This window comes from Occallatibacter riparius, from assembly GCF_025264625.1.
GTDB classification, from domain to species: Bacteria; Acidobacteriota; Terriglobia; order Terriglobales; family Acidobacteriaceae; genus Telmatobacter; species Telmatobacter riparius.
The window spans coordinates 700,755-714,285 of record NZ_CP093313.1 but is presented as its reverse complement, the minus strand read 5'-3'; the positions used below and the strand labels follow the sequence as shown (position 1 = coordinate 714,285).

The 13,531-nt window shown below is 62.0% G+C and carries 11 protein-coding genes; 6 read left to right on the top strand and 5 right to left on the bottom strand.

What is annotated here, in order from left to right; genetic code table 11:
• Positions 1–2 precede the first annotated feature (2 nt).
• The 4 genes from MOP44_RS02715 (at position 3) to MOP44_RS02700 (ending at position 3,488) form a co-directional block, all read left to right on the top strand.
• Positions 3–1,337: an ATP-binding protein gene (locus MOP44_RS02715; RefSeq protein WP_260794362.1), complete on the top strand. Its 1,335-nt coding sequence runs from the start codon at positions 3–5 to the stop codon at positions 1,335–1,337.
• Positions 1,338–1,441: 104 nt separating this feature from the next.
• On the top strand, positions 1,442–1,798 hold the full coding sequence (locus MOP44_RS02710; RefSeq protein ID WP_260794361.1) for a DUF2911 domain-containing protein: 357 nt from the start codon (positions 1,442–1,444) through the stop codon (positions 1,796–1,798).
• Positions 1,799–2,279: 481 nt separating this feature from the next.
• Positions 2,280–2,468: a 50S ribosomal protein L28 gene (rpmB, locus tag MOP44_RS02705; protein WP_260794360.1), complete on the top strand. Its 189-nt coding sequence runs from the start codon at positions 2,280–2,282 to the stop codon at positions 2,466–2,468.
• A gap of 108 nt (positions 2,469–2,576) precedes the next feature.
• Positions 2,577–3,488 carry a TIM barrel protein gene (locus tag MOP44_RS02700; RefSeq protein WP_260794359.1) on the top strand — a complete coding sequence of 304 codons (912 nt, stop codon included), beginning with the start codon at positions 2,577–2,579 and terminating at the stop codon, positions 3,486–3,488.
• Positions 3,489–3,561: 73 nt separating this feature from the next.
• Here MOP44_RS02700 and MOP44_RS02695 read toward each other — a convergent pair whose 3' ends face one another.
• The 3 genes from MOP44_RS02695 to MOP44_RS02685 are packed head-to-tail and all read right to left on the bottom strand — an operon-like array spanning position 3,562 to position 9,337.
• Entirely contained in the window at positions 3,562–6,651 is a 3,090-nt protein-coding gene (locus MOP44_RS02695; protein WP_260794358.1) for an efflux RND transporter permease subunit, read from the bottom strand.
• Positions 6,651–7,949 (bottom strand): efflux RND transporter periplasmic adaptor subunit, encoded by a 1,299-nt coding sequence (locus MOP44_RS02690; RefSeq protein ID WP_260794357.1) that lies wholly within the window; start codon positions 7,947–7,949, stop codon positions 6,651–6,653. Before MOP44_RS02690 ends, MOP44_RS02695 begins: the two co-directional genes overlap by 1 nt.
• An 11-nt stretch (positions 7,950–7,960) precedes the next feature.
• The gene (locus tag MOP44_RS02685; protein ID WP_260794356.1) at positions 7,961–9,337 is read right to left on the bottom strand and encodes a TolC family protein; all 1,377 of its coding nucleotides are present in this window, start codon (positions 9,335–9,337) and stop codon (positions 7,961–7,963) included.
• 96 nt (positions 9,338–9,433) lie between these two features.
• Between MOP44_RS02685 and MOP44_RS02680 the strand changes: the two genes are divergently transcribed.
• Both MOP44_RS02680 and MOP44_RS02675 read left to right on the top strand, forming a co-directional pair.
• Positions 9,434–9,985, top strand: a complete 552-nt coding sequence (locus MOP44_RS02680; protein ID WP_260794355.1) for a Jag family protein — start codon at positions 9,434–9,436, stop codon at positions 9,983–9,985.
• Between the two features lie 317 nt (positions 9,986–10,302).
• Positions 10,303–12,090, top strand: a complete 1,788-nt coding sequence (locus MOP44_RS02675) for an acyloxyacyl hydrolase (RefSeq protein ID WP_260794354.1) — start codon at positions 10,303–10,305, stop codon at positions 12,088–12,090.
• A 52-nt stretch (positions 12,091–12,142) separates the two neighbouring features.
• On the opposite strand, the gene MOP44_RS02670 is transcribed toward MOP44_RS02675, so the two are convergent.
• Positions 12,143–12,679 carry a 5' nucleotidase, NT5C type gene (locus MOP44_RS02670; RefSeq protein ID WP_260794353.1) on the bottom strand — a complete coding sequence of 179 codons (537 nt, stop codon included), beginning with the start codon at positions 12,677–12,679 and terminating at the stop codon, positions 12,143–12,145.
• 59 nt (positions 12,680–12,738) lie between these two features.
• Positions 12,739–13,521, bottom strand: coding sequence for a zinc ribbon domain-containing protein (locus tag MOP44_RS02665; protein WP_260794352.1), 783 nt, complete (start codon positions 13,519–13,521; stop codon positions 12,739–12,741).
• Positions 13,522–13,531: the final 10 nt, after the last annotated feature.

The following is a 13,531-nucleotide window of genomic DNA, read 5'->3' as shown; positions in this document are numbered from 1 at the left end:
CCGTGCGCATCAAGTCCCTCATCGTCGCTACGCTGCTCTCCATGCTCTTCATCGCTGGAGTCTCGTTCCTTGTCTTTCAGGCCATCGGGAACCGCATGCAGCGCATGACCATCGACCCGACCTTCAACCACTTCGATCAGCTCCAGCTCGACAGCGCCCGCGAAGAATATGAGCAGCACGGCAGGCAGGCCCTTGGCGATTACATGTATCGCCTCGACCACACCTTCCGCGGAGTTCATTACCTCCTCGACGCCAATGGTATCGACCTCGTCACCGGTGAGAATCGCTCCAGCCTTCTTCCCCCGCCACCCGAAACCATCCGCCGCAGCCGGACTCATGGACAATGGATCATCGCCCACCGCGCGCCCGACGGCAAATTCTGGTTCGCCGCCGTCGGCCCCCTCGGCCGCATCCCTATCGAGACGTTCCTGCCGTACTACTTCCTCGTCATCGGCGTCATCGCTGTCCTCACTTGGTTCGCCGCCATTGGCGTGATCTTCCCCCTCCGCCGCATCGCAGCCAGCATCGCTCTCTTCGGCCAGGGCGATCTCTCCCGCCGTGTCAAAACCCAGCGCCTCGACGAAATCGGCCAGGTCGGCCGCTCCTTCAACCAGATGGCCGAACGCCTCGAGCGACTCATCGTCAGCGAGCGCCGCCTGCTCGGCGACATCTCCCACGAACTGCGTTCCCCGCTCGCGCGCCTCAAATTCGCCATCCGACTCGCCCGCACTTCCTCTGACACCGGCGCAGCCCTCGACCGCATCGAGCGCGACGTCAACCGCATCGCCTCCCTCGTCTCCGACATAGTTGAGATCACCTTCGTCGAAGGCGATCCCGCGCTCCGCGGAGCAGAGCCCGTACCCATCCAGCAGATCATCGGAGAGGTCGTCCGCGACTGCAACGTTGAAGCCGAGATGCGCGGCTGCTCCATTCACGTCGCCGGCGATCTGGAACACGAAGCCATCGGCAGTCGCGAACTTCTGCGCCGCGCCATCGAAAACGTCCTGCGGAACGCCATCCGCTATTCCCCCGACCGCTCCTCCATCCAGGTCTCCCTCGCCGAAGAGAAGGGAAATGCCGTCATCGTCGTCCGAGATCACGGCCCCGGCGTCCCCACTGAGACTCTCACCCGCATCTTCGATCCCTTCTTCCGCGTTGAAGAATCGCGCAGCAACACCAACGGCGCCGGCTCCGGCCTCGGTCTCTCCATTGCCAAGCGTGCCGTACAGGCGCACCACGGCTGCATCAAGGCAGAAAATGCCGAACCCGGCCTGCGCGTGCGCATTGTCATCCCGCTCGTCACCGCGCCGCTGCCGGCTGATCTACATCACGCGTGACGTGCATCACTTTACGTTTCTTAAGCTGAATTTCCCGCCGGAACGCGTGTAATCAAGCCATGCCTCTCTCGAAAGAGAACTCTTCGAGGCACTGGATGACATTCATGAAGCGCCTTCTTACTTTCGCCCTCGTTCTCTCTTCGTTGTCCATTCCCGCATTCGCAGCCAAGAACTCCCAGACCATCACCCTTTCAAGTGCGACGACCGTCGGAACCACCAAGCTGCCTGCAGGCGAGTACAAGCTTTCGTGGACCGGTACCGCTCCTGAAGTGCAGGTCACCATTGAGCAGAAGAATGTGCAGCATCCCGCCACCGTCACCGTGCCTGCCAAGATGGTCGCCGAGAAGCACGACCGCACCACCCTGACCACCAACAGCCAGGCGGGAGCCCTCACCCTTGAAAGCATCCAGCTCAAGGACGCGACGGTGAACTTCACCAGCTCGCCTGCATCCGGCCAGTAGTTCTCGCGGCCAGAAGATCTGTTTTTAGCAACACCCTCTCTTGTAGGTGTGTGCCTTCCTGCCCCTTCCCCCCCGGGGGGAAGGGTTCTTTTTTTCATGCACGATCCCCTGCGAGCCCTCATCTTTGCATTTGCGTTTCTTTCTGTCATTCCCGTGTGTGACGACTCTGGCGACCGCTCTTTCGAGCTGCACTACCCGCTCGCGACTTCGTTCTGTCGCGAGCAGTAGCCCCAACTCCGCCCCAGCCGAAATGGCGGCGAAGCCGCAGTGGCCCCACCGCGGGTGGTGGCAAGAATGCTCCCACTGAGGTATACTGAGAATTCGGCAAGCCGCGGGGATTGCGCCTTTGTGCGCCCCTTCGCTGAACCGGCCCTTTTGCTGAAGTTCCGGGCGGGCTGGGAACATGGCAGCGGAAACATCCGCTTCCTCTTGAGTTCAAGCCGCGGCACCAGCAAAACCTCTCGAGATTTGGAGCAATGTCATGGCACAGGTATGCGACGTTTGCGGCAAGGGTCCGCAGTTCGGTAACAACATCTCACACGCTCACAACGTGACCCGCCGCCGTTGGAACCCCAACCTGCAGGCTGTCAAAGCTCTCGTGAACGGCGCTTCCAAGCGCATCCGCGTCTGCACCAGCTGCATCAAGAGCGGCAAGGTCACCAAGGCCTAACCACCTCAGACGGCTCCCCTAATCCGCCAAGACCCCGCCTTTCCGGCGGGGTTTTGTTGTGCCCGCGGCCCACCATTTAGCATGGCGGAGTTCCCCGAGGAGCTCGCCATGAACCGTCGTAATTTCGTCCGGACGCTCGCCGCCTCCGTTGCCGCCGCCAGCACCGTCTCCGCCGCCCCCGCCCCAGCCCAGTCCGCCTCCCCGTCTTCGGCGCTGCAGCCCCCCTTCCCCCTTTCCGTCATGCTCTGGTGCGTCTTCCGCGATCTCCCCTTCGAGCAGCGCCTCGAGAAAATCGCCCAGGCAGGCTACACGAATATCGAACTCGTCGGGGAATACGCGAAATGGACCTCCGCCGATTTCGACCGAGCCACAGCCGCCGCCAAGCGACTCGGCATCTCCTTCGACGCCACCGCCGGCCTTCACCAGGGCGTCGGCAATCCCGCCGAACGTGACGCCTTGCTCGCCAGCTTCCGCGAAGCACTCACCCCGATGGAAACGCTTTCCTGCCCGGCCATGATCGTCCTCTCTGGCAACGTGGTTCCCGGCCTCTCCCACGATGCCCAGCACCAGTCCTGCATTGACGGCCTCAAAGCCATGGCGGCTCTCGTCGAAGGCCGCAAGATCGCCGGCCAGCCTGTCCGTATCCTCCTCGAGTGCATCGACCCCGAAGAGAACCCGAAATACTTCCTCACCTCCGCGGCTGAAGCCATGGACATCGTCCGCGCCGTCAACCATCCGCAGGTGCAGTTCCTTTACGACCTCTTCCACGAGCAGATCGCCGAAGGCAATCTCATTGAGAAGCTAGAGAGAAACATCGATGTCGTCGGACTCATCCACGTCGCCGACGTCCCCGGCCGCCACATCCCCGGCACCGGCGAAATCAACTACGCCAGCGTCTACCGCAAGCTCGCCAAATTGAAATACCAGCACATCGTCGCAATGGAATTCCTGCCCACCGGCGACCCCGTCGCCGAGCTCCGCGCCGCAAAGGACGAGGTCATCCGCTCCACCCGCGCGTAGCGAACCATGTCGGCTCAGTGCTCGAACCGGGTGCCCCGTCCAAGCACTGCTTGGGCGGGAGCGATCACGCGGCCTACGCTCGCTGCTCCACCCGATTCTTCGTCAGCAGGAAATACACTACTGGCGTCACCACCAGGCTCAGGACCATCGAGATCGCCAGCCCGCCGATCACCGCAATCGCCAGCGGCTGCAGCATCTGCGATCCCGCGCCCAGCGCAAAAGCCAGAGGCAGCATGCCGCACACCGCCGCAATGGCAGTCATGACAATGGGCCGCAGCCTGCGCTGCGCAGCATGAATCATCGCATCCGCGGCCGCCATGCCCTCTGCGCGGTAGCGCTCATCCGCATCCAGTAGCAGAATCCCGTTCTTCGCCACGATGCCGATCACCATGATCAGCCCCATAAACGACGCCACATTGAACGTCGTCCTTGTGATCCCCAGCGCCAGAATCACGCCGGCAATCGACAGCACCGACGAAGTCAAAATCGCCGTCGGGGCAGGGAAGTTGCGAAACTCCGTGAGCAGCACGCCAAACACCAGCGCCAGCGCCAGCAGCAGAACGTGCAGCAAGTCTGCAAACGACTTCTGCTGCTCCTCGTATGTACCGCCATAAGTCACATGCACGCTGGGGGGCAGATGCAAACCGTCCACCGTCTGCCGCACCTTGGCCATCCCCGCGCCCAAATTTGTCCCTTCCAGCCGTGCCGTCACCGCAACCATGCGTTGCAGGTTCTCGCGCCGGATCTCGTTCTGCGGCGGCAGTTGCTCAATCTGCGCCAGCGACCCCAGCGAGGCCGAATGTCCTGAAGCGCTCGTGAAGACCGTGTTCTGAATCGCCTCCAGCGACGCGCGATGCTCATCACTCAAGCGCACCCGAATCGTGTATGGCCGCCCATTCGCAATCAACGGATCGGTCGCCGGCAGCCCATCCAGAATCGACGTCGCATCCTCGGCAACTTCGGTCGGTGTGAATCCGAGTCGCGCCGCGTTCACCGGATTCACCTGGAAGTTCGTCGCCGGTCCGCTGATCGTGTTCTCGATCCCGTTCTGCACATCCACAACACCTTCGATCTTGCCGATCGCGTCACCCACTCTCGGCCCAAGCTGCGTCAACAGTGCCTCATCCGGCGAGTAAAGCTTGATCTGGATCGGCTCCGGCGCATTCGATAGATCGCCGATCATGTCCTGTAGAACCTGGATGAACTCAACGTCGAGCTCCGGTTCAGTGCGCTTGATCTCGGCCCTTACATCGGACATCACATCGTCAATCGGCCGCCTGTGGCCGCCCTTCAGCTTCACCGTGAAATCGCCCGAGTTGGCCTCCGTCACGGCAGCTAGCCCCATTTGCAACCCTGTGCGCCGCGATGTGCTCTCTACCTCCGGCTGCGCCCGCAGAATGCGCTCCACGTGCTGCAGCACGCGATTCGTCTCCGTCAGAGAACTGCCCGCTGGCATGATGTAGTCAAGAATGAATCCGCCCTCATCCATCTCCGGCAGCAGATCTGACCCAAGCGCCTTGTAACCGAACCACGTGCCCACCACCAGCAATAGGCAGATCACGCCCAGCCACACCGGCTTCGCCAGCGACCAGTCCAGAACCCGCCGATGCACATGCAGAACCCGCTGCAAGAATCTTCCCGCGCCATGATCGTGATTTTCATTCTTCTTCTGGCGCAGCAGCACCATGCTCAATCCCGGCGTCCACGTCAGCGCCAGCAGCAGCGAAGTCAGCAGCGACGACGCCATCGTGATCGCCAGCGCGCGGAAAAACGAGCCTGTCACGCCGCTCGTCCCCACCAGCGGCAGAAACACCACCACCGGCGTAATCGTCGACCCGATCAGCGGGGTAGTAATCTCATGCAGCGCCTTGCGCACCGCCTCCACGCGCGTCTCGCCGTTGTCGCGATGCATCACGATGTTTTCGACCACCACAATCGCATCGTCGATAACTAGCCCAATCGCCGCCGCCAGTCCGCCCAGCGTCATCAGGTTGAAGCTCTGCCCCAAGATGTGCAGCACCAGGATCGTCGCCGACACAGTTACTGGAATCACCAGTCCCGCAACCAGCGCCGATGACCAGTCGCGCAGAAACAGAAACAGAATGATGCACGCCAGCACCAGTCCGATGAGAATCGCGTCTCGCACGCTCGAAATCGAGTCGCGCACCAGTTGCGATTGATCGTAGAACGGCTCTAGCTTTACGCCCGCCGGCAGTGCCTTCTTCAATCGCACAACTTCCGCCGCTATGCCGTCCGCGACAGCTACGGTATTGCTTGAGGGCTGCCGCGCGATAGTCAACAACACCGCGCTCTTACCGTTCGCCGTCACCGTGGTATACACCGGCATGGTCGAGTCACTCACGGTCGCCACATCCGCCAATCGCACCGGCGCGCCCGCGGCGGTTGTCTTCACCACCAGTTGGCGAAGCTGATCGAGATCGTGCACCTGCGCGCCCACCAGGCCCAGAATGAGCTGATGGTTCGCTTCATACAGTCCCGGTGAATCCACAATGTTCGAAGCCTGAATCGCATTCACCAGGTCCGTTACTGTCACGCCGTCCTGCGCCAGTAGCGCCATGTTCGGAGTAACCTGGAACTCCGGCACCTGCCCACCCTGCACCAGAACCGTGCTCACGCCCGCCACGCGATTCAGCGGCGGCCTCAACTCATAGGTTGCAATCTCCCACAGCCGCGTTTGCGGAACCGTGTCTGAAGTCAGGCTGTATCCAAGAATGGGAAACGTCGCGAACGTCAGCCTGTTCGTCGTAATCACCGCAGTCGAAGGCAACGACTGGCGGACTTTGCTCAGCGCCGCATCCACCAGTTGTAGCTGTCGGATCATGTCCTCGTTCCAATTGAAGAACAGGCTTACTTCCGCCGATCCGCGGCTCGTAATCGATCGCACCGTCTCGAGACCTGGTACGGAATTCACCGCGTTCTCAATCGGACGCGTGATCGTCACCTCCATCTGCTCCACCGGCATCACGCCGTTGTCCACGCCGATCACCACGCGCGGAAAATTCGTCTCCGGAAACACCGAGATCGGCACCTGCAGCGCGAAGTAGATCCCCGCAAGCGTCAGCACCGCCGCAAAAAAGAAGATGGTCCGCGTGCTTCGTGCCAGCCAGAACGTCTCGGGCTTTGCTGAGGTCAGTGTGGCCATCAGTCCTCGTCTCCACCCTTCGACTTTGGCTTGGCCTGCTCGTCCTCATCCGCCTTACCCACCTTCACCTTCGTGCCGTCATCCAGTCCGTAAGCACCGCCCGTGATCACGGTGTCATTCGGTGCAATGCCGCTCAGTACCTGCACATCTTCACCATCCGTAATGCCAAGCGTCACCGGCTTCTTGTGCGCCGCGCCATCGTCGCCCACCACCATCACCAACTTCGATCCATCCTGTGCCGTCAGCACCGCGGTCTGCGGAATCTTCCACACCTTCTCCGCACTGCGGCCCGTGATCACGATCTTCACCGGCGTGCCCACTTTCAGCTCGCCCTTCTTGTTGTCCGCCTTGATCCAAACCTCGACAGTCGTGCTTCCCGGATCGAGCGCTGGGCTCACCAGCGACACCTTCGCATCCACCGGATCCGTGATTCCGGGCACCTGCAACTGCGCCGCGTCGCCCATCTTCATCTGCTGCGCCAAGCTCTGTGCCAGGTGCGCCTTCGCGATCAAGACCCTCGTATCCATCACGGTAACCAGCGGCGCTCCCGCTGCTGCCGTCTCGCCCGCAAATAACGGACGATCCGTCACCACTCCGTTGATGGGGCTGCGAATCTCCGAGTAACTCACCTGCGCCTGGGCGCCCTTCATCTTGCCTTCGGCCGAAGTCAATTGACCCTGTGCGGTCTGAAGCTCGGCATCGCGGCTCACCTTCTGCATCGACTGCAAATGCGTACTTGCCGTGTCATACGCCGCCTGCGCCTGCACCAGCGCCGCCTGTGCCGTGTCCAGGTCGCGCCCCGGTATCGCCCCTTCCGCAAACAACTGCTTGCGGCTGTTCACAATGCTCTGGTTCAGATCGAGATTGGCTTTGGCCTGCGCATAGTCCAGCTCAGCCTTCTGCACATCCTCCGGAACCTGCGCCTTCGTTGCCGTTGCATACGCCGCCTGCGCGGCCTGGTATGCGCCTTTGTTGTCGAGCGCCGCTGCGGCAAGGTCCGAGTTCTCCAGCACCGCGAGCAACTCGCCTTCCTTCACCTTCGCGCCGCGCTGGACGAGGAATTTTTTGACCGGCGCCGTGATCTTCGGCTCAATCGCGGCTTGCGCCTGCGGAGTCAGCACTGCATCGGCCACAATCTTCTCCGCAATCGCGCCCTGCTCCGGCTTCTCCGCCTGCACCGTCACTTCCACCGGCGCCGGCTGCTCCTTCTTGCAGCCCGCCACCAACGTCAGAGCAGACGCGGCCGCCATCGCCGCGCCCCATTGCTTCAACGTCAACAAGCCTGCTCTCTTCCGCATCTCGATCATCTTCACATCGTTCCTGTCAGCGTCTGCAATTGAGCCAGCGCTGTCCGATACCGCACGCGCCCATCTTCGCGCGCATTCGCAGCCGTCAGATACGCGCCCTGCGCATCCACAACTTCGAGCACCGTCGCCTCGCCGGCCGTGTAGCGCAGCTTCGTCAACCGCAGGCTCTCCGCCGCGGTCTGCTCGCTCGCATCCAATGACGCCAATTGATCACGCGCTGCCGCGGCCTCCGAATACGTCTCGTCGATCTGCGCAATCAGCCTGCGCTGCGCGGCGGTCAGCACCACCTTCGCAGCATCGCGCCTTATCTCACTCTGCTTCACCTTGTGCTGCGTGGCCAGCCAATCCCACACCGGAATATCCAGCGTCACGCTTGCCGAGTAGCCCAGGTTCCGCACTCCATCCGGCCCGTTCACCGCGAACTGCGGCGCATCAATACCGTACGTGTAGTTCAATCCCAGCGACGGCAGATACGCCGCCCGCGCCGCCAGCACTTCAGCACCGCTCTGGGTCAATGAAGCCAGCGCGCTCTTCAGTTCAGGATTGCCCTTCGCCGCGGCCTGCTCCACGTCAGCCTTCGTCGCAAGCGCCGCCACATTGTCCTCGCCCTGCACCGTGAACGGCGTCCGCGGATCGGGGAACAGCAGCACGCCCAATTCTAGCCGCGCCTTCTCTGCTGAAACCTGCGCGTCTGACAGCTCCCTCCCTCGCGCCTGCTTCTGCAACTGCGCCTTCACCACGTCCGCGTGTGCGCTCTCCCGCTGCTGCTCGCGCTTGGTCGTCAGGCTGACAAAATCCGCCGCCTCCGCTTCCGCTTCCTTCGCAATCCGCAGGCGATTGTCCGCCGCAATCACTCCATAGAACAGCCCGGTAACTGCCGTGACCAACCCGCGGCGCGCAACCTCGAGTTCCGCGGCGGCCACCGCAGCCGCGGCATCGGCCCGTTTCACCTCCGCCACCTGCGCCAGCCCCAGCGTCTCGTTGAACACGCCCTGACTCGCATACTCCCGCACGGCGTTATTCGCGATGAAAATCGGAGCCGCCTGCGATCCGGTTTGTCCTGCCTGGTTTGCCGTGCCATTCGGCTGCGTGTAGAGATACTGGTTGTGATAGGTCGCATCTGGCAGCAGACCCGCGCGCGCAATCGAGCGGTCCAGCTTCGCCATGCGCATCTCCGCTAGCGACGCCGCATAGCTCGGTTCGTTCGCCTGTGCGCGATGAACGGCCTCCTCCAGCGTGATCACCGGCGTGCCAGATGCCCCAGCTGCCGAGGCCTGGGCATGCGCAACGCCGCTCGGCAACACGCCAGCCACCAGCAATAAAGCAAGCGCGCGCCGGCAGGCTTTCTCTACCCCAAGAGGGACTTCCTTCCTCATCATCCACTCCAGTTTCACAAGGTCACCTTAAGACAGCATGAACCACTCATTTCGAAGCGGGTGTGCAGGGCCTATCCTGCTCTGCGATACTTATTTGTCATGCCAATCGATGATCTGCAACTGGCTGCCCAGAAAATCGCCGCTTTCCTAGCCCATCTCAACAAACTTGGTGGATTCCGCCTGAAGTACCGTATCACCGCTGGCGACGGCGCGCGCGACCCGCAGGGCCTCGAAGGTCGTGTCATCTATGTCGAACTCGGCGGCCCCGACACGCCGCTGCTCACCCAGCACAACGGAGAACTGCTGCGCGCCCTTGAAACCCTCGCCGTGCAGATGCTCCGCCTCGATCAGCGTGAACACGACCTCGTCAGCTTTGATGCCGGCAACTACAAGGCCCTGCGCGCGCAGGAACTCAAGATGGCTGCCGAAACCGCCGCTGAGAAAGTCATCCGCACCGGAGTACCCTACACATTCCCGCCCATGAACAGCCGCGAACGCCGCCTGCTCCATCTGGCCTTCCGCGATCTCGAAGGCGTTGAGACAGCCAGTTCCGGCGAAGGCCAGGACCGCTTCCTCGCCGTCTATCCTGCCGGCAAGACTCACCTGCCCATCGCTGCTCCCTCTCGTCCCCGCGGCTTCGGCCGCCGCTAAATCGCGCCCCAGTCGCATGTTCCCAAAACGGGGAGTCCAACTCCAGTTGGACTCCCCGTTTCCACCTGCGCCGAAGCCCTGACTGGTTGCCCTTGCACACGTCCCGTGTAAAATTCAGGCAAATAGGTTACTGGTTGTCCACGCATCCTTCGGCAAATCTGTGTGACCCCGATGATTGTTCCATAGGCCCCGTGTATCCCAAGTCCGCCAGGTTACCGGGCCCGAGAGAACGGCGCAATCACCATGTTTGTTTCGGAAAATTTGCGGGCCACGCTTTTCACTGTCGCGCTACTTCAATAAAAGAGGTCCATCCCCCAATGAAGTTCCCTGTGCAGCGCCAGCTTCTCCCGAGCCACGACGCAAGCGCACCGGTTTCCGCCCTTGCGAGTCTTCGCCCCTCTCGTTTTCAGGGGCGCCGCATGCTGGGCGTCATGCTCCTCGGCCTCCTGGCTCTCAGTCGTTGTGGGCTCGCCCAATCCGCGACTCCCGATCACGCCGACCCTGCGGTTGCAGCGGTGCCGGCCCCTGCACCCCTCGAAACGCCCGCGGATCTACCCGATGCACCCGACGCGCCGCTCTCCACACTGGACAGGGCCCTTAGCGCGACCAGTCCCTCCGAATCATTCTCATCTTCCTTGGACTTCATTCCCGCCGATCCCGCCCACGCAATGGCTTTCATTCACAAAGGCGCGGGTCCGACCGTTCCCCTTAACCAGTGCCCAACCGACGAGACCAGGGCCCGGGAGTGCCGCATCCACTGGCACCAGCTCATCATCGAGGCCTCCATCTACAACGCCTTCCAGGATATGGGCAATCTCTACACCGGCTATTGGTACCGTTGGGAGACGACGCACGGCAAATGGTGGGACCGCTACGTCGATAGCGTTCAGCGCTGGCGCTGGGACCACTGGGGAGATGACAACCCCGTTCTCGACGACTATGTCGGTCATTCCATGATGGGTTCCATCACCAACTACATGTGGATCCAGAACGACCCCAAGGGCATGACCGTGGAGCAGGCCAATGACTGGATCTACTGGCGCAGTCGTCTCCGCGCGCTCGCCTTCTCTACAGCTTTCAGCTTCTGGTGGAAGATGGGCCCGACGGGCGAAGCGGGCATCGGCCACAATGGAGACCATTACTTCCCAGACAAAGGCGTCATAACGAATGAGACCGGCTGGGTTGAGCTCGTGACCACTCCGCTCGGGGGCCTGGGCTGGACCATTGGAGAAGACGCCCTCGATAAGCATCTCTTCCGCAAAATCGCGGCCAAACCACACCGCCCGGTCACCCTGCTGCTGGCCAGCTTCCTGACTCCCTCCAGGGCGACCGCCAACATCTTCCGCTTCCGTCCGCCGTGGTATCGCGACGCCTATCAGGTCAAGGCGAACACCTTCTGGAGTGACCCCGCCGGTCCCGAGCAGGCCAACCAACCCGTGGGCGACGACCCGCCAGTTTCCGGTACTGACATCGCCTCGGCCGCAGATGCCAGCGCGCCCGGCTCCTCCGCCATTTCACCTCGTCGCCAGCCTGGGGAAAAGCCCGAATGGCCGCGTATCGGCGGTGTCCACGAGTTCGGCGCATGGTGGGGCCTCTCCCTCATGACCGGCCACGTCTGGGGATACGCCCCCGACGTCAAGTACATGCCCATCGACGTCAACTACTCTTATCTGTTGAATCCCAACAGCCATCGTTGGGCCTTCCGCTACGCACCGGAAGTCACTGCTCTCGCCATGCTCGATGAGAAGGCCTTCACGCCGAAGGATCGCTACACCCAGCGCCAGCGCTCTTATGGCGCCGGTGTAAGTCCGGTGGGCTTCCGTACGAATTTCTTCCCCGATGCCCGCGTCCAGCCTTACGTCTCGGGCGTCGGCGGCTTCATCTACTTCAACCAGCGCGTGCTCTCTCCACAGGGCTCGCAGTTCATGTACACCATCGACTTCGGCACGGGCCTTCAGTTCTTCCGCAAGAAACGCCAGGCCTGGTCACTCGGCTATCGCTATCAGCACCTCTCGAACGCCAACATCAGCCACCATAACCCCGGCACTGATGCCAATACGTTCTACGTCGCTGTCTCGCGATTCCGCATTAAGGGTTATCGCTAAACGCACTAAGGCCCGGCTCCCTCGCGCCGGGCCTCTCCCTCCCTGCTTACAATCAGTCCTCGACCGACGCGAAATAAGCAGCGACTTCGTTCCAGTCGTTTACCCGCACATACTCTGTCGTATTCATGTTGTGCGGTGCTGAGTAGAGCAGCCCCGTCCCCCGAAACCGCTGCAGGTTGCGCGGCAAGTCGTCAATCAGGTAATCGGCAAGCAGAATGCTCTTGTTGCCGCAGAACACGTAATTTGTCGGCGGAATAAAAGAGAAATGCCGCTGCAGCCACCGGAACTTGGGCCCCAGCGAGTTCGGAACCGTCATCGCCTGCGTGGCTATATAGATCTCGAACCGCTCGCTCAGCTTGTGAAGAACCTCCTGCGCACCATCAATCAGCGGCAGGTCTTCGAAGAAGTCCTCAGCATCCAGAAAATCCCTCAGCTGCTGTCGCCGGTTTTCCGGCGCGTACTCCCAAAGGCCTCGACCCTGCAGGTCGTCCGGCGTGATCGCCTCGTCAAACGCCTCGTTGTAGCGGCGCAGATGCTCCGACAGCGTATCGGCCATGACCTCGTCCATATCGACACAGATGCGGCGCATGCGACGGCTCCTCCCCGAATCCAACCTACTCTTCAGGCTAGCAGGGGCGTGGGCGCAGCTTAGCTGATGCGGCGAGGCTTGGGAACGGCCGGCGGGTCCGGATTGAGCATGGCCTGCGCAGCTGTCTGGACCGGTGCGGTCATCGCGGGATCCCAGTAGAGAATGCGCCCGCAACTATCGCACGTGAGCAGTTCGCCTTCGCGGACCTGGTTCCAAATCTGCGGCCGGATGCCCATGCGGCACCCAGTGCACTGCTGGTTCTCTGCCTTGGCCACGGCGGTGCCCCGATGCGCAGCAATACGGTCGAACCGGACGAGCCAGTCGGGATCCACATTGCGGCGGATCTTCTCTCGCTCCGCGGTGAGCTCGGCCTGCTGCGTCGCGCATTCTTTCTGGCGCTGGCAAATGCGCTCCCGCGTCTTCACCAGTGCGTTGGCCATCCATTCAACCTGTGTGCGCGCTTCGGCCAGCGCAGATTCGTGCTGGTCGGTGCGTTCCAGGCTGGCCAGTTCTTCGTTCTCCAGCCGATCGATCTCTGACTCCGCGAACGAAATCTCGTGCTCAATCGCCTGGGCTTGCGCGGGAGTGGTAATCGAGTCGAGTTGCCCGCGGTAGCGCGTTGCCTTATCGCGATGCGTCTTGATATCGCGCTCCAGCCGCGTGCGCAAAGCCTCTTCTCGCGCTAGTGCATCGGTCTGTGCGGCCAGGTCGCCCTGCGCTTTGTCCAGCGCTGACTGCGCCTGCGCGATCTCCGCCGGAAGCGCGAGCGCCGTCTGTGCGAGCCGGGCCCGTTCCACTTCGACAGCTTGCAGCTTGATCAGGTTTTCTACCAGAGGCAGCACGATTGAAATG